The sequence below is a fragment of the Pseudomonas sp. HD6515 genome (genome assembly GCF_024971855.1).
Taxonomy (GTDB): domain Bacteria; phylum Pseudomonadota; class Gammaproteobacteria; order Pseudomonadales; family Pseudomonadaceae; genus Aquipseudomonas; species Aquipseudomonas alloputida.
In genome coordinates this window covers 5,326,119-5,343,378 of record NZ_CP079827.1, presented here as the reverse complement: position 1 = coordinate 5,343,378, position 17,260 = coordinate 5,326,119, and the positions used below count along the sequence as shown (strand labels likewise).

Here is a 17,260-nt window from a genome sequence, read left to right as displayed (position 1 = left end):
GGAGTACGTCATGCGTATCGCATTCATCGGCCTGGGCAACATGGGCGCGCCCATGGCCCGCAACCTGATCAAGGCCGGACATCAGCTGAACCTGTTCGACCTGAACAAGGCCGTGCTGGCCGAGCTGGCAGAACTGGGCGGGCAGATCAGCCCCTCGCCCAAGGACGCGGCGGCCAACAGCGAGCTGGTGATCACCATGCTGCCGGCCGCAGCCCATGTGCGCAGCGTGTACTTGAGCGAGGACGGCGTACTGGCCGGCATTCGCCCTGGCACGCCGACCGTTGACTGCAGCACCATCGACCCGCAGACCGCACGTGATGTGTCCAAGGCCGCAGCGGCAAAGGGTGTGGACATGGGGGATGCACCGGTTTCCGGTGGTACTGGCGGTGCGGCGGCCGGCACCCTGACGTTCATGGTCGGCGCCAGTACCGAGTTGTTCGCCAGCCTCAAGCCGGTACTGGAGCAGATGGGCCGCAACATCGTGCACTGCGGGGAAGTCGGTACCGGCCAGATCGCCAAGATCTGCAATAACCTGCTGCTCGGCATTTCGATGATCGGCGTGTCCGAGGCCATGGCCCTGGGTAACGCGTTGGGTATCGATACCAAGGTGCTGGCCGGCATCATCAACAGTTCGACCGGGCGTTGCTGGAGTTCGGACACCTACAACCCGTGGCCGGGCGTCATCGAAACCGCACCGGCATCGCGTGGCTACACCGGTGGCTTTGGCGCCGAACTCATGCTCAAGGACCTCGGTCTGGCTACCGAAGCGGCACGCCAGGCACACCAACCGGTGATTCTCGGTGCCGTGGCCCAGCAGTTGTACCAGGCCATGAGCCTGCGAGGCGAGGGTGGCAAGGACTTCTCGGCCATCGTCGAGGGTTATCGCAAGAAGGATTGATGCAAGAGGTGGACTTCATCGCGGGCCAGGTGGCCTTCCCTCTGTAACTGCGCACCAGAGGGAAGGGCGTCTGCTCCGCGATTTTTTTGTCCACGCTTACAGGTATTGCGCGGCCGTTGTAGGCGCGGGTTCACCCGCGAATGCTGCAGAAGCCTCACCGCCGCATTCGCAGCTAAACCCGCGCCTGCAGGTCAGGCGAAGACGAAATACTTACGTACAGTCTCGACCACTTCCCACGTACCTTTCATGCCCGGTTCGATCACGAACACATCACCCGCCTTCAGGTGCTTGGGCTCTTCGCCTTCCGGCGTGATGATGCAGTAGCCATCGAGGAAGTGGCAGAACTCCCATTTATCGTAGTTGACCTCGAACTTGCCCGGGGTGCAGATCCAGGTGCCCATGATCTTGCTGCCGTCGGCCGACAGGTAGGCATTGAGGTTGACGGTGTGCGGATCGCCGCCGATGCGCTTCCACTTGGTGGCGTCCACGACCGGCGTCGGGCAGGTTTCGCGCAGGACGGTGATGAAATCGGACATGGCACAACTCCTGGTGACTGGCTGAATGACGGGTCACCATAGGCCCAACGGCCGCGCAGCAGTTGCCTGGGCTCGACATCCAGGTGTCTGGTCGCGCTATGGCAGGCGGTTTACCTCGACAGTGATGTGCGCCAACTCTTCGTGCACGGCCAGGGCCTGGCGCACGCCGTCGGCATTCAGTGTGGCCTGGGTGGCCAGGCCAAGAATGCAGGCGTACTGGTCCCTGCCCACCCGCCAGACATGCAGGTCGGTGATACTGGCCGGCACCGGCAATTGCGCGACCACTTCGCGAATTTCCGCCACAACCGGGGCGTCCATCTCGGCGTCCAGTAACACTCGCCCGGTATCGCGCAGCAGGCCACGGGCCCACAGCGCGACCAGCAGCGCACCGACGAGGCCCATCGCTGGGTCGAGCCAACTGGCGCCCCAGAACTTGCCGGCCAGCAAGGCAGCAATGGCCAGCACCGAAGTGGCGGCATCAGCCATCACATGCAGGTAGGCCGAGCGCAGGTTCAGGTCGTGGTGGTGGTGGTGGTGGTGGTGGTGGTGGTGGTGGTGATGGTCGTGGCTGTGAGGGTGATGGTCGTGATGATGGTCATCGCGTAGCAGCCAGGCGCAGATGAGGTTGACGGCGAGGCCCACCACGGCAATCAAGATGGCCTCGTCATAGTGGATCTGTCCCGGCACCAACAGCCGTTCCACCGACTGGAACGCCATCAGTCCGGCCACGCCCAGCAATAGCAATGCGCTGGAGTAGCCGCCGAGAATTTCGATCTTCCAGGTGCCGAAGGCAAAGCGCCGGTCACCTGCATAGCGCCGAGCGGCAGCGTAGGCCAGCAAGGACAGGCCAAGTGCCAGGGCGTGGGAGCTCATGTGCCAGCCGTCGGCCAGCAGCGCCATGGAGTTGAAGTACCAGCCTCCGGCAACCTCCGCCACCATCATCACTGCGGTCAGCCAAACCGCCAGGCGGGTTTTGCGCTCAGCGCCCAGGTTGCTGGTGTGGAACTGGTGGCTGTGCTGCCAGCGGTCTGAGGTTTGTGTCGCCATGGTTTATCATGCTCCCGGAAGATCGAGAAAAATACTATACCCCAGTATACCTAGCATGGCGTGAAACCCAATGGCACATACCCTGAAGAGCAAGAAGCAGCTGTTGACCCGGGTGCGCAAGATCAAAGGCCAAGCCGCCGCCCTGGAGACGGCGCTGGAGCAGGACAAGGACTGCCTGGCGATCCTGCAGCAGATCGCTGCCGTGCGCGGCGCGGTGAACGGGCTGATGGCCGAGGTGATGGAAGGGCACATCCGCGATCACCTCGTGGCGGACGGCCTGAGTGCCGAGGAACGGCAGGACGAGGCAGACAAGGTGGCGGCGTTGCTACGTTCTTATCTGAAGTAGGAGGTCGCCGTACCCTTTCACGAATACCCCAGGGGGGTATCAATACCTTCACGGTCCGAGCGGTACGCGAACGAGTTTGTGGAAGCAGGCGTGCCAGCGAAGGCTGTCAGTGGGTAAGGGTGGATACCAGTCCGGCGGCATAGCCTGGTAATGCCGCGAAATCCCGCGCGCACACCAGCAGCCGGCGGTTGGCCCATGGCTCCTGCAGCGCCACCCAGTGCAACGGCAGCATCCCTTGCCAGCGCTGCACTGCTGCCAGCGGCACCACCCCGATTCCGGCCCCGCCCGCGACCATGCGGATCACCCCATCAAACCCCTCTGCTCGTACCCGAACCTGCATGCGCTGCCCCTCGTGCAGCGCTTGCTCTTCCAGGTACAACCCCAGTGCACTGCCGGCCCCCAGGCCGACATAGCCATGGGCCAGGCTGTCGACGAAACTTGGCGCCAGCGCACTGGCCAGGGGGTGGCCCTGTGGCGCCACTAGCACCAGCGGGTCGTCTCGAAACGGCCGGGTCTGCAGGTGCTCGTTGGGGGCGGCTGTGGACACGATGCCCAGGTCGGCCATGCCTTGGGTAATTGCCTGCACGATGCGCAAACTTGGCAGCTCTTGCACATCCACGCTGACTCCAGGGTTTTCAGCCAGATAGCTGGCCAGCAGTTCGGGCAAGTATTCGGTCAGCGCTGCGGTGTTGCACAGCAGGCGCACTTGGCCTTGCTGCCCTTGCGCGTACAGGCCCAGGTCGAACTGCAGGCGTTCGACTTGCTGTGTTATCAGCCGTGCATGCTGCAAGAGTGCCTGGCCAGCCGGCGTTGGTTGGACGCCACGGCGGTTACGTTCCAGCAAGGGAATGCCCAGCGATGCTTCCATGGCGCGGATGCGCGCACTGGCTGCTGGCAGTGACAGATGGCTGCGGCTGGCGCCGGCGGTGATGTTGCCGCACTCCAGGGTGTGCTGGAACAGCTTGAGGTCGATCAGGTCGAAATGCATGTGGCTCTGTCCTGGCAAGAGGCTGGCTGAGTATATGGCAGATTCTCACGTCGCCCGGGGCACGGCATCATCGGCCCATGACTACCTTGCTCGCGTTTTACCAGAACATTGGCCCGGCACTGTCGTTGCTGGTTGTACTGACCTTTCTGCTGGCGGGCGCAGTGAAGGGGGGCATCGGCCTGGGCCTGCCCACCATTGCCATGGGCCTGTTGGGCCTGGCTATGCCACCTGCGCAGGCTGCCGCGTTGTTGATCGTGCCCTCGACACTCACCAACCTGTGGCAGCTGGCCAGCGGCGGGCATCTGCGAGGGTTGTTGGTCCGCCTGGGGCCAATGCTGGCATTGATCGTTGTCGGCACCTTGCTGGGTAGCGCCTGGCTGGGAATCAGCAGTGGCCCCTGGGCGGGGCACGCGTTGGGGGCCGCCTTGCTGGTCTACGCGTTGTATGGGGTGGTCGGCCCGGGCCTGCAGGTGGGCCCGGGACACGAGCGCTGGCTGGGACCGCTTTGCGGGCTGGTCACGGGTGTGGTCACGGCGTCGACCGGAGTGTTCGTGATGCCAGCGGTACCTTACCTGCAGAGCCTGGGCTTGAGCCGCGAGCAGTTGATCCAGGCCCTGGGCCTGTCGTTTACGGTGTCGACCCTGGCCTTGGCCCTAGGCCTGGCCGGGCAGGACGCCTTGGGGGGCCAGGCGTTGGGGGCGTCGCTGCTGATGCTGGCGCCGGCTTTGCTCGGCATGCTGGCGGGCCAGTGGCTGCGTCAGCGGATCAGCGCGCTGCTGTTCAAGCGTTGCTTTTTCATCGGGCTGGCCGCACTCGGCGTCCATCTGCTGATCAACGGCTAGCGGACGAAGCGCTGAGCATGTCGACCCTCTGGATATCGAAATCGCACTCCAGGTAATCCATGCGTTTTTCGAAGAAGGCAGCCATGTGCGGGAGGGCCGAGTGCACGTCCAGCGCAGCTTTGTCGGCCCACACTTCGAAGAACACAAACAGGCTCGGGTCCTGCTGGTCGCGCAGCATGTGGTATTCGATGCAGCCGGGTTCCTGGCGGCTTGGCTCGACGTAGGGACGGAACAGGTTTTCGAACGCATCAGCCATTTCCGGGCGGGTCTTGGCTTTGAGGATAAAGGCGAACGGCTCACTCATGGGGCGCTACTCGGTGATGGGGGGTGACGCTATTCTACGGCAATAATGTATTGCTCATTCGTGACTTCTGGTCAATTGTATTTTGCCCCGTCACCGCTGTATCCCGCCCCCGCGAGCCTCTAACCTGCCGGCATCAATTTTTGACTCGGCCGTGGAGGCCAGCATGAAAAAGATCCTTCTGCTCAATGGTGGTAAACAGTTCGCTCACTCCGAAGGCCGTCTCAACGCGACCTTGCACGAAGCGGCCATCGCTCACCTGGACCGCGCCGGCTTCGATGTGCGCCAGACGTTCATCGATGGCGGCTACGATGCCCAGGAAGAGGTGGAGAAATTCCTCTGGGCCGATGTGGTGATCTATCAGATGCCCGGCTGGTGGATGGGCGCGCCGTGGACCGTCAAGAAGTACATCGACGACGTGTTCACTGCCGGCCACGGCAGCCTGTATGCCAATGATGGCCGTACCCGTTCGGACCACTCGCAGAAATACGGCAGCGGTGGTTTGGTGCACGGCAAGCAATACATGTTGTCGCTGACCTGGAACGCGCCGCAGCAGGCGTTCGATGACCCCAGCGATTTCTTTGAAGGCAAAGGGGTGGATGCCGTGTACTTCCCGTTCCACAAGGCCAACCAGTTCCTGGGTATGACCGGCCTGCCGACCTTCCTGGCTGTGGATGTGATGAAGCGCCCGGATGTGCCGGCGGCACTGGCGGCCTACGAGGCGCATCTGGACAAGGTGTTCGGCAAGGCGATCTAATCCGGATTGATATCAGCCGCAGGCCTGAATGTGAAAACCCGATCCGAAGAACTCCAGGTATTCGTCGCCGTCATCGACTGCGGCTCGATTTCCGCTGCTGCCGAGCAGATGGGCCAGACCCCGTCTGCCGTCAGCCGCACCCTGTCGCGCCTGGAGGGCAAGCTGGGCACCACGCTGGTCAACCGCACCACCCGGCGCATGGACCTTACCGAAGAGGGGCGCTACTTTCTTGAGCGCTCGCGGCTGATCCTGCAGCAGATGGACGAGATGGAAGAGCGTCTGTCGATGAACCGCCAGACCCCGACCGGGCGATTGCGCATCAATGCCGCTGCGCCGTTCATGCTGCATGCCATCCTGCCGTGGATTGGCGAGTTCCGCCGCCAGTACCCGGGCATCGAACTGGAGCTCAACACCGACGACCTGATCATCGACCTGCTGGAGCAGAGCACTGATGTGGCGATCCGCATCGGAGAGCTGGCCGACTCCAGCCTGCACGCGCGCAGCCTGGGTTGTAGTCCGGTGCAGGTGCTGGCCAGTCCGGCCTACCTGGAGCAGCACGGCACGCCACGGCAGGTCGAGGAGCTGGCCAACCACTGTCTGCTCGGCTTCAGCCAACCGGAGTCGCTCAATCATTGGCCGCTACGTCACGCTCAGGGCGATCGCTGGAGCATCCGCCCGGCGTTGGTTGCTTCCAGCGGCGAAACCCTGCGCCAGCTGGCGTTGGCCGGGGAGGGCATCGTCAGCCTGTCGCACTTCATGACCCACGAAGATATCCGCACAGGGCGCCTGCAGGTGCTGCTGAGCGAGGCCAACAATGGCTACCGTCAGCCGATCCACGCGGTGTATTACCGCAACACCCAGTTGGCACTGCGCATCCAGTGCTTCCTGGATTTCATCCAGCGCAAGCTGGCGATGTACGCCTGCTGAGTTGCCTGATCGCGACAAATCCTGTCCACAGGCGGCGAAACTTCCGACGGTTGATTGCACAGTCGAAGCGCTTCGGCCTTACTGACTGCTCAACAAAAACAACACCAAGGAAGTGTCATGCGTATTGTCCCTTTCCAGTATCTGGCTCTCGCAGCCGCGATCCTGAGCTGTTCCTCAGTTTACGCCGCCACCCTGGAGGGCGGCGCGGTGGCCGCCCCCGATCAATATGGTGCACAGGTGGCCGCCGATATTCTGAAAAAGGGCGGCAACGCGGTGGACGCGGCAGTAGCGACCGCCTTCACCCTGGCGGTGACTTACCCAGAGGCCGGTAATATCGGCGGTGGCGGCTTCATGACCCTGTTTGTCGATGGCAAGCCTTACTTCCTCGACTACCGCGAAGTCGCGCCCAAGGCCGCCACGCGCAACATGTATCTGGACGACAAGGGCGAGGTCATCGAGAACCTCAGCCTGGTCGGGGCACGCGCCGCAGGCGTACCCGGTACGGTAATGGGCCTGTGGGAGGCGCACCAGAAGTTCGGCAAGCTGCCCTGGAGCGAGTTGCTGACCCCGGCCATCGGCTATGCGAAAAATGGCTTCAAGGTGGCGGAAAAGCAGTACCAGTACCGCAACGATGCCCAAGGCATGTTCAAGACGGCGACCAACTTCAACGATTACTTCGGCAACATGAAGGTCGGCGAGCTGTTCAAGCAGCCGGAAATGGCCCAGACCCTGGAGCGTATAGCCGCCAAGGGCGTGAGCGAGTTCTATCAAGGCAAGACGGCCGATTTGCTGGTGGCGCAGATGCAGGCTGACAAAGGCCTGATTACCAAAGATGACCTCAAGGATTACAAAGCGGTATGGCGTGAACCGATGGCCGTGAGCTGGCGTGGCAATGTGGTGTATACCGCGCCACCGCCGAGCTCAGGCGGTGTGGCGCTTGCCCAGTTGCTGGGCATCAAGGAAGACCGCGCGGCCGACTTTAAAGGGGTGGCGCATAACTCGGCGCAGTACATCCACCTGTTGGCCGAGATCGAGAAGCGGGTGTTCGCCGACCGCGCCGATTACCTGGGCGACCCGGCCTTCACCAAGGTGCCGGTGGACCAGTTGGTGGCCAAGGATTACCTGGCCAAGCGCGCAGCCCAGGTCAACCCGAAGGCCATCTCCGACACCGACAAGGTCAAGCCGGGCCTTGAACCGCACCAGACCACGCATTTCTCGATCGTCGACAAGCAGGGCAACGCGGTCAGCAATACCTACACCCTCAACCTCGACTATGGCAGTGGTGTGGTGGTGAAGGGCGCTGGTTTCCTGCTCAACGACGAGATGGATGATTTCAGCGCCAAACCGGGGGCGGCGAACGCCTTTGGCGTGGTCGGCGGTGATGCCAACGCGATCGAACCAGGCAAGCGCATGCTGTCGTCGATGAGCCCCAGCCTGATGACCCGCGATGGCAAGGTCGAGCTGGTAATCGGTACCCCGGGTGGTTCACGGATCTTTACCTCGATCTTCCAGGTGATGAACAACCTGTACGACTACGGCATGCCGCTGGACAAGGCGGTGGCGGCGCAGCGCGTGCACCATCAGTTGCTGCCCAAGGACACCATTTACTTCGACAGCTATGCGCCACTGACCGGGCCGGTAGCTGATGAGCTGAAGAAGATGGGCTATGTGCTGGAGGACCAGGGCTGGGAGATGGGCGACATCCAGGCGATCCGCGTCGATGGGGCGAAGCTTGAGACCGCTTCCGACCCACGTGGGCGTGGGGTGGGGATGATCGTCAAGTAGTGCCTGTGAGCACGCCGGGAGGGCTTTGCCCTCCTATCGCGACACAAGGCCGCTCCCACGAGGACCTGCGTTGGGGCCTTGTGTCGTGAAAGGGCCGCAAAGCGGCCCCAGGTTCCAAAGGTCAGACGCGGAACTGGCTGACCAGTGTCTGCAACTGCCCACCCAACCGCGCCAGCTCCACACTCGACGCTGCCGTCTCGTCACTGGCTGCTGCGGTTTGCTCTGACACATCACGCACATTCAGGATGCTTCGGCTGATCTCTTCAGCCACCGCACTCTGCTGCTCTGCCGCCGCAGCAATCTGCTGGTTCATCGACTGGATGCTCGATACCGTACTGGTAATGCTCTCCAGCGATGACCCGGCCTTTCGCGCCAGTTCGACGCTGCTGTCGGTCAGGGTACGGCTGCCCTGCATGGCATTCGCCACTTGCTGGGTACCGTGCTGCAGGCTGGCAATCAGTTCTTCGATCTCTTCGGTAGACTTCTGCGTGCGCTGGGCCAGGCCGCGCACTTCGTCGGCAACCACGGCAAAGCCACGGCCTGCCTCGCCGGCACGCGCTGCCTCGATCGCTGCGTTGAGCGCCAGCAGGTTGGTCTGTTCGGCCACCGACTTGATCACGTCCATCACGCTACCAATTTTCTGGCTTTCCTGCTGCAGCAGGTTCATGGCCTCGGTGGAACGGTGCATGTCTTCGGCCAGGCGTTCGATCTGGCCAATCGCTTCGCCCACCACGCGGTCGCCGGCACGGGCTTCGTCATCGGCACCTGTAGCTGCATGTGAGGCCTGCTCGGCATTGCGCGCCACTTCCTGAACGGTAGCGGCCATTTCGTGCATGGCGGTGGCCACCTGGTCGGTCTCGACTTTCTGGCTGTTGGCGCCCGCGCTGGTCTGTTCGGTGACTGCCGACAGCTCTTCGGCGGCGCTGGCAATCTGGGTGACGCCATCGCGGATGCCGCTGATCAGCTCGCGCAGGGTGGTGCCCATGCGCGCGATGCCTTGCTGCAGCACGCCCAGTTCGTCACGGCGGGTGACGCGCATGTGCTGGGTAAGGTCGCCACTGGCGATTTTTTCCACGGCCACCAGGGTGTCTTGCAACGGGCGGGTGATCTGGCGGGTGATCAGCACCGCCGCCAGCACGCCGACCAGCAGCGCCAGCAGTGTGGCGATGGCCTGCAGGCTGCGGGCCTGGGTACTCTCGATGTCACGGCGCTCTAGCTGGATCTGGTACAACGCGTCGCTGCGCTTGACGATGTCGGCACCCTGCACGGTCATTTCGGCGCGCGAGGTGGTGATGTTGGCAACCGCGTCGCGGAACTGGCGTACGGCGTCACGATAGGCCAGTACTGCGTTTTCGAACTGTTGCAGGCGCGCGTCTTCGCTGGGCAGCTGGCGCTTGAGGTTGTCGATATCGGCCAGTGCTGCATCCAGCTGGCGCAGGGCGGCCTGCTCGTTGGCGCTGCTGTTCTCGGCGATGTAGCCACGCACATCGATGCGTACCTGCAGCAATTGCTGGCGGGCCTTGCTGATCAGCTGGTACTGAGCCAGGCGCGCACTGTCAGCCTCGGGGCGAGCCATCACCTCCTGGCTGAGCGCATCCATGGCCTGGTCGGCGCGGATGGCCGAGCTGTTCATGGAAACGCGCGCTGCGCGGGTGGCGTCGTAGCCCTGGCGCATCTTGTTCAGCGACAGCTTGTAGGCGCTGATGGTATCGCCAAGCTCACCCAGCAGCTTGACGTTCTCCGGGCTTTTGAAGGTGGTGGCCAGGTAGGCCTGCTGCTTGCTGAATGCGTCCAGCTTGGCCAGGGTGTTGGCGGCGGCGGTATCGTCGCCGTTGGCGATCATGTACTGCAGGCGCGCAATGCGCAGATCGGTGAGGTCCTTGTTCAACTGGCCAATATCGCCCATCCAGTTGCTACGGTCGATCAGGCTGCCCAGGCTGGTCCAGCCGGTGAGGGCCAGCAGGCCAGTGAGGACCAGCACCAGGCCGAAGCCCAGGCCGAGTTTAAGGTTGACGCTGATGTTGGCGAACCAGCTGTTCATGCACGCTCTCCAGAAGTTGATTTCGCTCTCTTGATCTTCGATCGCCAGGCGTTTTTGTTCTGGATGCCCGCTGATTCGTGCAGGGGTTATCGGCCATGATTGGGGAAGCTGAAACGCTTTTTCAGCAAAATGTCAGCAAGCGGTCTCACTCGGTCCCTGTTGCACCGGGTATCAGAGGGTGCGTGCACTGAAGGTGTCGCAGCGGTTCACTTCACCTTCGGCAAACCCGGCCTTGAACCAGCGCACCCGCTGCGCCGAGGTACCGTGGGTGAACGAGTCTGGCACTACGCGCCCGCGGCTTTGCTGCTGCAGGCGGTCGTCGCCAATGGCATTGGCCGCATTCAGCGCTTCCTCGACATCGCCTGGCTCCAGCCAGTTCAGGCGTTTCTGCGCCTGGTATGCCCATACCCCGGCCAGACAGTCGGCCTGCAACTCCTGGCGCACCAACAGGCCGTTGTCGCCCTCCATGCGCTGGCCGGCGCGTCGTGCGGCGTCGACCTTGGCCGAAACGCCCAGCAGTGTCTGCACATGGTGACCGATTTCATGGGCGATCACGTAGGCCTGGGCGAAGTCGCCAGCTGCAGCGAAGCGGGTTTCCATTTCACGGAAGAACGACATGTCCAGGTACACCCGCTGGTCCGCCGGGCAATAGAACGGCCCAACCGCTGCCGAGGCAAATCCGCAGGCCGAATTGACCTGGCCGCTGAACAGGACCAGTTTGGGGTCACGGTATTGTTTGCCGGCCTCGGCGAACAGGGCTTTCCAGGTGTCTTCGGTGTCACCCAGAACCGAGGCGACGAACTCGGCTTGCTGGTCGTTGGCCGGTGGCGCCTTGCCGCCCGCACCACCGGGCGCCGTCTGCTGTTGTTGCTGCTCCATCTGCCCGGCAAGCTGGCCAAGAATCTGCAACGGGTCCTGCCCGGTGAGCCAGCCGATGCCGACGATCAGCAGGATTGCCCCAAGCCCCAGCCCCTTGCCGCCGCCGAAACGCATGCCGCCGCCGCCACCTTCGCCTCGGGCATCGACCACGTTGTCGCTGCGTCGGCCTTTTCGCCATTCCATGAATGCTCTCCGAGCGTGAAACAAGAAGACAAAGATTAGTTCACGAAGGTGGAACCTGTCAGGCCGAGGTGTTTATCCATAACCATTTGGTTATGTATCAAGGGGTCGATTTCAATGTTCATCGCCCGCGACCTGCCGGAAACTGTAAGTCCGCCTGCCACACTCAGGCGTTCTCATAATTCCAAGAGAGGAAACCGGCATGCCCGCCCAGGACAACAGCCGCTTCGTGATCCGTGATCGCAATTGGCACCCCAAAGCCCTTACGCCTGACTACAAGACGTCCATTGCCCGCTCGCCGCGCCAGGCACTGGTCAGCATTCCGCAGTCGATCAGCGAAACCACTGGTCCGGACTTTTCCCACCTGGGCTTCGGCGCCCACGACCATGACCTGCTGCTGAACTTCAATAATGGTGGGCTGCCCATTGGCGAGCGCATCATCGTCGCCGGCCGTGTCGTCGACCAGTACGGCAAGCCTGTGCCGAACACTCTGGTGGAGATGTGGCAAGCCAACGCCGGCGGCCGCTATCGCCACAAGAACGATCGCTACCTGGCGCCGCTGGACCCGAACTTCGGTGGTGTTGGCCGGTGCCTGACCGACCGTGACGGCTACTACAGCTTCCGCACCATCAAGCCGGGCCCGTACCCATGGCGCAACGGCCCGAACGACTGGCGCCCGGCGCATATCCACTTCGCCATCAGCGGCCCATCGATCGCCACCAAGCTGATCACCCAGCTGTACTTCGAAGGTGACCCGCTGATCCCGATGTGCCCGATCGTCAAGTCGATCGCCAACCCGCAAGCCGTGCAGCAGTTGATCGCCAAGCTCGACATGAGCAACGCCAACCCGATGGACTGCCTGGCCTACCGCTTCGACATCGTGCTGCGCGGCCAGCGCAAGACCCACTTCGAAAACTGCTGAGGACCCCGCCATGCCAATCGAACTGCTGCCGGAAACCCCTTCGCAGACTGCCGGCCCCTACGTGCACATCGGCCTGGCCCTGGAAGCGGCCGGCAACCCGACCCGCGATCAGGAAATCTGGAACCGCCTGGCCAAGCCAGACGCGCCAGGCGAGCACATTCTGCTGCTCGGCCAGGTGTATGACGGTAATGGCCACCTGGTGCGCGACTCGTTCCTGGAAGTGTGGCAGGCCGACGCTAACGGCGAGTACCAGGATGCCTACAACCTGGAAAACGCCTTCAACAGCTTCGGCCGCACCGCCACGACCTTCGATGCCGGTGAGTGGACGCTGCACACGGTCAAGCCGGGTGTGGTGAACAACGCTGCGGGCGTGCCGATGGCGCCGCACATCAACATCAGCCTGTTTGCCCGTGGCATCAACATCCACCTGCACACGCGCCTGTATTTCGATGATGAGGCCCAGGCCAATGCCAAGTGCCCGGTGCTCAACCTGATCGAGCAGCCGCAGCGGCGTGAAACCTTGATTGCCAAGCGTTGCGAAGTGGATGGGAAGACGGCGTACCGCTTTGATATCCGTATTCAGGGGGAAGGGGAGACCGTTTTCTTCGACTTCTGAGGTGACGCTTGGGGCCGCTCTGCGGCCCATTCGCGGGCAAGCCCGCTCCTACAACGATCTGCGTACGCCGAGCAATGGCTGTGCACCGAGCAATCGGCTGTACGCTGAGCAATGGGCTGTACGCCGATCAATGTAGGAGCGGGCTTGCCCGCGAATGGGCTGCAAAGCAGCCCCGGCAATACAACGATCAGCGCCGAACCAGCAGAACCCCACTCTCCATATGGTGGGTATACGGGAACTGGTCAAACAATGCACAGCGCTCGATGCGGTGGGTGTCCTGCAACTGGGCGATGTTCGCTGCCAGCGTTTCCGGGTTGCACGAGATGTACAGGATGCGTTCGAAACGCCGGGTCAGCTCGCAGGTATCCGGGTCCATCCCTGCCCGCGGTGGGTCGACGAACACTGTGCCGAACTCATAGCGCTTCAGGTCGATGCCTTCCAGGCGACGGAACGGCCGCACCTCATTCAGTGCCTGGGTCAGCTCCTCTGCCGACAAGCGTACCAGCCGCACGTTATCCACAGCGTTTTCGTCAAGGTTGCTCAGTGCGGCATTGACCGACGTCTTGCTGATTTCGGTGGCCAGCACCTGGCGTACACGCGTGGCCAGCGGCAGGGTGAAGTTGCCGTTGCCGCAATACAGCTCCAGCAAGTCATCCTCACGCTCGCCAATGGCCTCGAAGGCCCAGCTGAGCATCTTCTGGTTCACTGCGCCGTTGGGCTGAGTGAACGCACCCTCCGGCTGGCGGTAACTGAACACGCGGCCAGCCACATCGAGTTTTTCCACCGCGTAGTCGCGGCCGATAACCAGGCGCTTGCCCTTGGAACGGCCGATGACGCTCACCCCCAGCGCTTCAGCCAGTTGCCGTGCTTCCACTTCCCAGGCCTCGTCCAGCGGGCGGTGATAGCACATCGTGATCATCGCATCGCCAGCCAGGGTGGTGAGGAACTCCACCTGGAACAGGCGGTTGCCCAGTTCTTCGCTGGCCTGCCAGGCTGCTTTCAGGCGTGGCATCAACGCGTTGATGCGTTCGCTGGCAATGGGGAAATCGTCGATCAGGATTGCCTTGTGCTTCTCGCCCGGGGCGAACATGGCGTAGTGGCGCTGGCCATCCTCGCGCCACAGGCGGAACTCGGCGCGCAGGCGGTAATGCTCGCGTGGCGAGTCGAAAACAGCCGGTTCCGGCGCACCGAACGGCGCCAGCAGCTCGCGCAGCCGGGCCACCTTGGCGTCCAGTTGGGTGGCGTAGGAGGAGGGGTCGAAAGCAGCACTCATGCGTTGAACCAGCCTAGCTTGATGACGAACAGGATGGAAAGGATCACCAGGGCCGGGTTCAGGTCGCGACGGCGGCCGGAAATCAGTTTGACGGCGGTCCAGGCGATGAAGCCGAAGGCGATACCATTGGCGATCGAGTACGTCAGCGGCATGGCCAAGGCAGTTACCACCACCGGTGCGGCTTCGGTGACGTCGTCCCAGTTTATTTCCGCCAGGCCCGAGGCCATCAGCACCGCGACGAACAGCAGCGCCGGAGCGGTGGCGAACGCCGGCACGCTGCCGGCCAGGGGGGCGAAGAACAGCGCCAGCAGGAACAGCACGGCAACCACGATGGCCGTCAGGCCGGTGCGGCCACCGGCGCTCACACCCGCAGCGGACTCGATATAGCTGGTGGTGGTCGAGGTGCCCAGCAGGGAGCCGGCCATGGCGGCGGTGCTGTCGGCGATCAGGGCGCGGCCCATCTTCGGCATGTGGCCGTCCTTGCCCATCAGGCCTGCGCGCTTGGCCACGGCGATCAGGGTGCCGGAGTTGTCGAACAGGTCGACGAACAGGAACGCGAAGATCACGCTGATCAGGCCCACATCGAGGGCACCGGCGATGTCCAGCTGCAGGAAGGTGGGTGCCAGCGAAGGTGGCATCGACACGATCCCGCCGAACGGCGTGACGCCCATGGCGATCGACGCGACGGTGACGGCCAGGATGCCGATCAGCACCGCGCCGCGCACTTTCAGCGACTCAAGGCCGACGATCAGGAAGAAGCCCAGTGTGGCGAGAATCACCGACGGCTGCTTGAGGTCGCCCATGCCCACCAAAGTGGCTGGGTTATCGACGACGATACCGGCGTTATGCAGGGCGATCAGTGCCAGGAACAGGCCGATACCGGCGGCAATCGCCGAACGCAGCGGCAGCGGGATGCTGTTCACGATCCACTCGCGGATGCGGAAGATCGACAGCAGGAAGAACATCACCGCCGACAGGAACACGGCACCCAGTGCCACCTGCCAGGTGTGGCCCATGTGCAGCACCACGGTGTAGGTGAAGAACGCGTTCAGGCCCATGCCCGGTGCCAGGGCGATCGGGTAGTTGGCAATCAGGCCCATGGTGGCGGAGCCGATGGCCGCTGCCAGGCAGGTGGCAACGAAGATCGCGCCTTTGTCCATGCCGGTCTCGCCGAGGATGCTCGGGTTGACGAACAGGATGTAGGCCATGGCCAGGAAGGTGGTGACGCCCGCGAGAATCTCGGTGCGCACGTTGGTGTTGTGTGCTCTTAGTTGAAACAGCCTTTCCAGCATGCCCGCTCCCCAAGGCGCCCCCGGCGCCATGAATGTATCGACCCCATCAGCAAAGCACAGACCGTACCGGATGCTGTGGTTTTGTGTGGGGAGGAAAAAAGCCGCGCATGATACCAGCATGCATGGCGGGGGCCTATGGCCGTTGGGGAATGGGTTTTTCTGGCCCTGCGCGGGTAACGTCCCCTGCAGGCGCGGGCTTGCCCGCGAACAGGCCGGCACGGGTGACGCATTACCCGTTATGCAACCGATCCCGCTTGGCCAGGGTAGGGAACAGTTTTATCCACACCCCGGTCACCACCAAGGTGCCCACCCCGCCCAGCACTACCGCCGGCACTGTACCAAACCAGTGCGCGGTCACCCCCGATTCGAACTCACCGAGCTGGTTCGAGGCACCGATGAACAAGCCGTTCACTGCGCTCACCCGCCCACGCATTTCATCCGGTGTCTCCAGCTGCACGAACGAACTGCGAATGACCATGCTGATCATGTCTGCCGCACCCAGTACCACCAGTACCGCCAGCGAGAACCAGAACGAGGTCGACAGGCCGAAGGCGATGGTTGCCACGCCGAACACGCCGACCGCAGTGAACATCGTCCGCCCGACGTTGCGCTGGAACGGGAAGCGCGCCAGCCAGAGCGACATCAGCAACGCCCCCACCGCTGGCGCCGAGCGCAACAGGCCAAGCCCCATCGGACCGGTCAGCAGGATGTCTTTGGCAAATACCGGCAGCAACGCGGTGGCCCCGCCCAACAATACGGCGAACAGGTCCAGCGAGATGGCGCCGAGGATATCGGGCCGGCTGCGAATGAAACGGATGCCAGCCAGCAGCGATTCGATGCTGGCGCGTCCGCGCTGGGCGACCTGGCCGTGCGCCTGCAGGCTCAGGGTCAGCACGCAGGCAATGGCGTACAGGGCCACCGTCGGGCCATACACCCACATGCTGCCAAAGGCATACAGAAAGCCGCCCACCGCCGGCGCCACGATGGTCGCCGACTGGGTGGCCGAGGCCGACGCCGCCACTGCCCGCGGGAACAGCCCGGCCGGTACCACGTTGGGCAGCAGCGCCTGGGTTGCCGGCATTTCGAATGAGCGGGTGGCGCCGAGCAGGAAGGCCAGGGCAAAGATCAGTTCGCGGGTGACGTTGTCGGTGGCACTGCCCACTGCCAGCGCCAGGGCAATCAGCCCCTGAAGGCTTTGGCACAGGGCGGCGACCTTGCGCCTGTCATAGCGGTCGGCGACATGGCCGGTGTGCAGCATGAACAGCACCCGTGGGGCGAACTCGACCAGGCCGACCAGGCCCAGGTCCAGGACGTTGCCGGTCAATTGGTAGAGGTGCCAGCCGATGGCCACGGTGAGCATCTGGAAGCCGCTGGCGGTGAACACGCGGGCCAGCCAGAAGGCCAAAAAAGGACGATGGTGACGCAACAACTGCGGTGCGGAATCGGACATCGGAAACCAGGGGCCTCGGCGCAGTAGAGGGGGTGCGCAGCGTATCACCTGTTTGTAACAAACGGTTACTGTTTGCTCGGGTCGGCACTTTTCCACTGTTAATTAAAGAGGGTGAGGCAACAGGTCACGCGGCAATCCACCACACGGCCCACCGGGCCATTCGGGACTATGCTTCCTAGC

17 protein-coding genes are annotated in these 17,260 nt (G+C 63.1%); 8 read left to right on the top strand and 9 right to left on the bottom strand.

Annotated elements, in window-relative coordinates; translation table 11 throughout:
- Positions 1 to 10: 10 nt before the first annotated feature.
- A complete protein-coding gene (gene mmsB / locus KW568_RS24750) occupies positions 11 to 898 on the top strand; it encodes a 3-hydroxyisobutyrate dehydrogenase (protein ID WP_003251576.1) in 888 nt (295 codons plus the stop codon).
- Positions 899 to 1,089: 191 nt separating this feature from the next.
- On the opposite strand, the gene KW568_RS24745 is transcribed toward mmsB, so the two are convergent.
- Positions 1,090 to 1,434, bottom strand: coding sequence for a cupin domain-containing protein (locus tag KW568_RS24745; protein WP_003251579.1), 345 nt, complete (start codon positions 1,432 to 1,434; stop codon positions 1,090 to 1,092).
- Positions 1,435 to 1,530: 96 nt separating this feature from the next.
- Positions 1,531 to 2,481: a CDF family Co(II)/Ni(II) efflux transporter DmeF gene (gene dmeF, locus KW568_RS24740; protein ID WP_259537069.1), complete on the bottom strand. Its 951-nt coding sequence runs from the start codon at positions 2,479 to 2,481 to the stop codon at positions 1,531 to 1,533.
- A 70-nt stretch (positions 2,482 to 2,551) separates the two neighbouring features.
- Here dmeF and KW568_RS24735 point away from each other — a divergent pair, with 70 nt between their 5' ends.
- Positions 2,552 to 2,827, top strand: coding sequence for a metal/formaldehyde-sensitive transcriptional repressor (locus KW568_RS24735; RefSeq protein WP_003251584.1), 276 nt, complete (start codon positions 2,552 to 2,554; stop codon positions 2,825 to 2,827).
- Positions 2,828 to 2,933: 106 nt separating this feature from the next.
- On the opposite strand, the gene KW568_RS24730 is transcribed toward KW568_RS24735, so the two are convergent.
- On the bottom strand, positions 2,934 to 3,815 hold the full coding sequence (locus tag KW568_RS24730; protein ID WP_003251586.1) for a LysR substrate-binding domain-containing protein: 882 nt from the start codon (positions 3,813 to 3,815) through the stop codon (positions 2,934 to 2,936).
- 77 nt (positions 3,816 to 3,892) lie between these two features.
- On the opposite strand from KW568_RS24730, the gene KW568_RS24725 reads away from it, so the two are divergent.
- Positions 3,893 to 4,657, top strand: a complete 765-nt coding sequence (locus KW568_RS24725; protein WP_259537064.1) for a sulfite exporter TauE/SafE family protein — start codon at positions 3,893 to 3,895, stop codon at positions 4,655 to 4,657.
- Here the strand turns inward: KW568_RS24725 and KW568_RS24720 are convergent.
- The gene (locus tag KW568_RS24720) at positions 4,647 to 4,961 is read right to left on the bottom strand and encodes a putative quinol monooxygenase (RefSeq protein WP_259537062.1); all 315 of its coding nucleotides are present in this window, start codon (positions 4,959 to 4,961) and stop codon (positions 4,647 to 4,649) included. The genes KW568_RS24725 and KW568_RS24720 overlap by 11 nt on opposite strands.
- Before the next feature lie 163 nt (positions 4,962 to 5,124).
- Here KW568_RS24720 and KW568_RS24715 point away from each other — a divergent pair, with 163 nt between their 5' ends.
- From KW568_RS24715 to ggt, 3 genes are all read left to right on the top strand, one after another.
- Entirely contained in the window at positions 5,125 to 5,715 is a 591-nt protein-coding gene (locus KW568_RS24715; RefSeq protein ID WP_003251592.1) for an NAD(P)H-dependent oxidoreductase, read from the top strand.
- A gap of 30 nt (positions 5,716 to 5,745) precedes the next feature.
- Positions 5,746 to 6,642 (top strand): LysR family transcriptional regulator, encoded by an 897-nt coding sequence (locus tag KW568_RS24710; protein WP_003251593.1) that lies wholly within the window; start codon positions 5,746 to 5,748, stop codon positions 6,640 to 6,642.
- 117 nt (positions 6,643 to 6,759) lie between these two features.
- Positions 6,760 to 8,427, top strand: coding sequence for a gamma-glutamyltransferase (ggt, locus tag KW568_RS24705; RefSeq protein ID WP_019752545.1), 1,668 nt, complete (start codon positions 6,760 to 6,762; stop codon positions 8,425 to 8,427).
- Between the two features lie 121 nt (positions 8,428 to 8,548).
- On the opposite strand, the gene KW568_RS24700 is transcribed toward ggt, so the two are convergent.
- Together KW568_RS24700 and KW568_RS24695 are read right to left on the bottom strand one after the other, a co-directional pair.
- On the bottom strand, positions 8,549 to 10,516 hold the full coding sequence (locus tag KW568_RS24700; protein WP_370626823.1) for a methyl-accepting chemotaxis protein: 1,968 nt from the start codon (positions 10,514 to 10,516) through the stop codon (positions 8,549 to 8,551).
- A 123-nt stretch (positions 10,517 to 10,639) separates the two neighbouring features.
- Positions 10,640 to 11,530 (bottom strand): neutral zinc metallopeptidase, encoded by an 891-nt coding sequence (locus KW568_RS24695; RefSeq protein WP_060538254.1) that lies wholly within the window; start codon positions 11,528 to 11,530, stop codon positions 10,640 to 10,642.
- Positions 11,531 to 11,729: 199 nt separating this feature from the next.
- Here KW568_RS24695 and pcaH point away from each other — a divergent pair, with 199 nt between their 5' ends.
- Complete coding sequence (pcaH, locus tag KW568_RS24690; RefSeq protein WP_003251597.1) at positions 11,730 to 12,449, top strand: protocatechuate 3,4-dioxygenase subunit beta; 720 nt, start codon at positions 11,730 to 11,732, stop codon at positions 12,447 to 12,449.
- 10 nt (positions 12,450 to 12,459) lie between these two features.
- Positions 12,460 to 13,065 (top strand): protocatechuate 3,4-dioxygenase subunit alpha, encoded by a 606-nt coding sequence (pcaG, locus tag KW568_RS24685; protein WP_003251601.1) that lies wholly within the window; start codon positions 12,460 to 12,462, stop codon positions 13,063 to 13,065.
- Between the two features lie 187 nt (positions 13,066 to 13,252).
- Here the strand turns inward: pcaG and trmA are convergent, their stop codons facing one another.
- The 3 genes from trmA to KW568_RS24670 form a co-directional block, all read right to left on the bottom strand.
- Positions 13,253 to 14,338 (bottom strand): tRNA (uridine(54)-C5)-methyltransferase TrmA, encoded by a 1,086-nt coding sequence (gene trmA / locus KW568_RS24680; RefSeq protein WP_060538253.1) that lies wholly within the window; start codon positions 14,336 to 14,338, stop codon positions 13,253 to 13,255.
- The gene (locus KW568_RS24675; protein WP_003251606.1) at positions 14,335 to 15,630 is read right to left on the bottom strand and encodes an NCS2 family permease; all 1,296 of its coding nucleotides are present in this window, start codon (positions 15,628 to 15,630) and stop codon (positions 14,335 to 14,337) included. The genes trmA and KW568_RS24675 overlap by 4 nt, the downstream gene beginning before the upstream one ends.
- 229 nt (positions 15,631 to 15,859) lie before the next feature.
- On the bottom strand, positions 15,860 to 17,080 hold the full coding sequence (locus KW568_RS24670; protein ID WP_003251608.1) for an MFS transporter: 1,221 nt from the start codon (positions 17,078 to 17,080) through the stop codon (positions 15,860 to 15,862).
- Positions 17,081 to 17,260 lie beyond the last annotated feature (180 nt).

What these genes read in the sequence shown, in the direction of transcription:
- KW568_RS24745 (WP_003251579.1), bottom strand. Translation starts at nt 1,434, where the DNA reads ATGTCCGATTTCATCACCGTCCTGCGCGAAACCTGCCCGACGCCGGTC.
- KW568_RS24720 (WP_259537062.1), bottom strand. Translation starts at nt 4,961, where the DNA reads ATGAGTGAGCCGTTCGCCTTTATCCTCAAAGCCAAGACCCGCCCGGAA.
- trmA (WP_060538253.1), bottom strand. Translation starts at nt 14,338, where the DNA reads ATGAGTGCTGCTTTCGACCCCTCCTCCTACGCCACCCAACTGGACGCC.
- KW568_RS24695 (WP_060538254.1), bottom strand. Translation starts at nt 11,530, where the DNA reads ATGGAATGGCGAAAAGGCCGACGCAGCGACAACGTGGTCGATGCCCGA.
- dmeF (WP_259537069.1), bottom strand. Translation starts at nt 2,481, where the DNA reads ATGGCGACACAAACCTCAGACCGCTGGCAGCACAGCCACCAGTTCCAC.
- pcaG (WP_003251601.1), top strand. Translation starts at nt 12,460, where the DNA reads ATGCCAATCGAACTGCTGCCGGAAACCCCTTCGCAGACTGCCGGCCCC.
- mmsB (WP_003251576.1), top strand. Translation starts at nt 11, where the DNA reads ATGCGTATCGCATTCATCGGCCTGGGCAACATGGGCGCGCCCATGGCC.
- KW568_RS24730 (WP_003251586.1), bottom strand. Translation starts at nt 3,815, where the DNA reads ATGCATTTCGACCTGATCGACCTCAAGCTGTTCCAGCACACCCTGGAG.
- KW568_RS24725 (WP_259537064.1), top strand. Translation starts at nt 3,893, where the DNA reads ATGACTACCTTGCTCGCGTTTTACCAGAACATTGGCCCGGCACTGTCG.
- ggt (WP_019752545.1), top strand. Translation starts at nt 6,760, where the DNA reads ATGCGTATTGTCCCTTTCCAGTATCTGGCTCTCGCAGCCGCGATCCTG.
- pcaH (WP_003251597.1), top strand. Translation starts at nt 11,730, where the DNA reads ATGCCCGCCCAGGACAACAGCCGCTTCGTGATCCGTGATCGCAATTGG.
- KW568_RS24670 (WP_003251608.1), bottom strand. Translation starts at nt 17,080, where the DNA reads ATGTCCGATTCCGCACCGCAGTTGTTGCGTCACCATCGTCCTTTTTTG.
- KW568_RS24715 (WP_003251592.1), top strand. Translation starts at nt 5,125, where the DNA reads ATGAAAAAGATCCTTCTGCTCAATGGTGGTAAACAGTTCGCTCACTCC.
- KW568_RS24675 (WP_003251606.1), bottom strand. Translation starts at nt 15,630, where the DNA reads ATGCTGGAAAGGCTGTTTCAACTAAGAGCACACAACACCAACGTGCGC.
- KW568_RS24735 (WP_003251584.1), top strand. Translation starts at nt 2,552, where the DNA reads ATGGCACATACCCTGAAGAGCAAGAAGCAGCTGTTGACCCGGGTGCGC.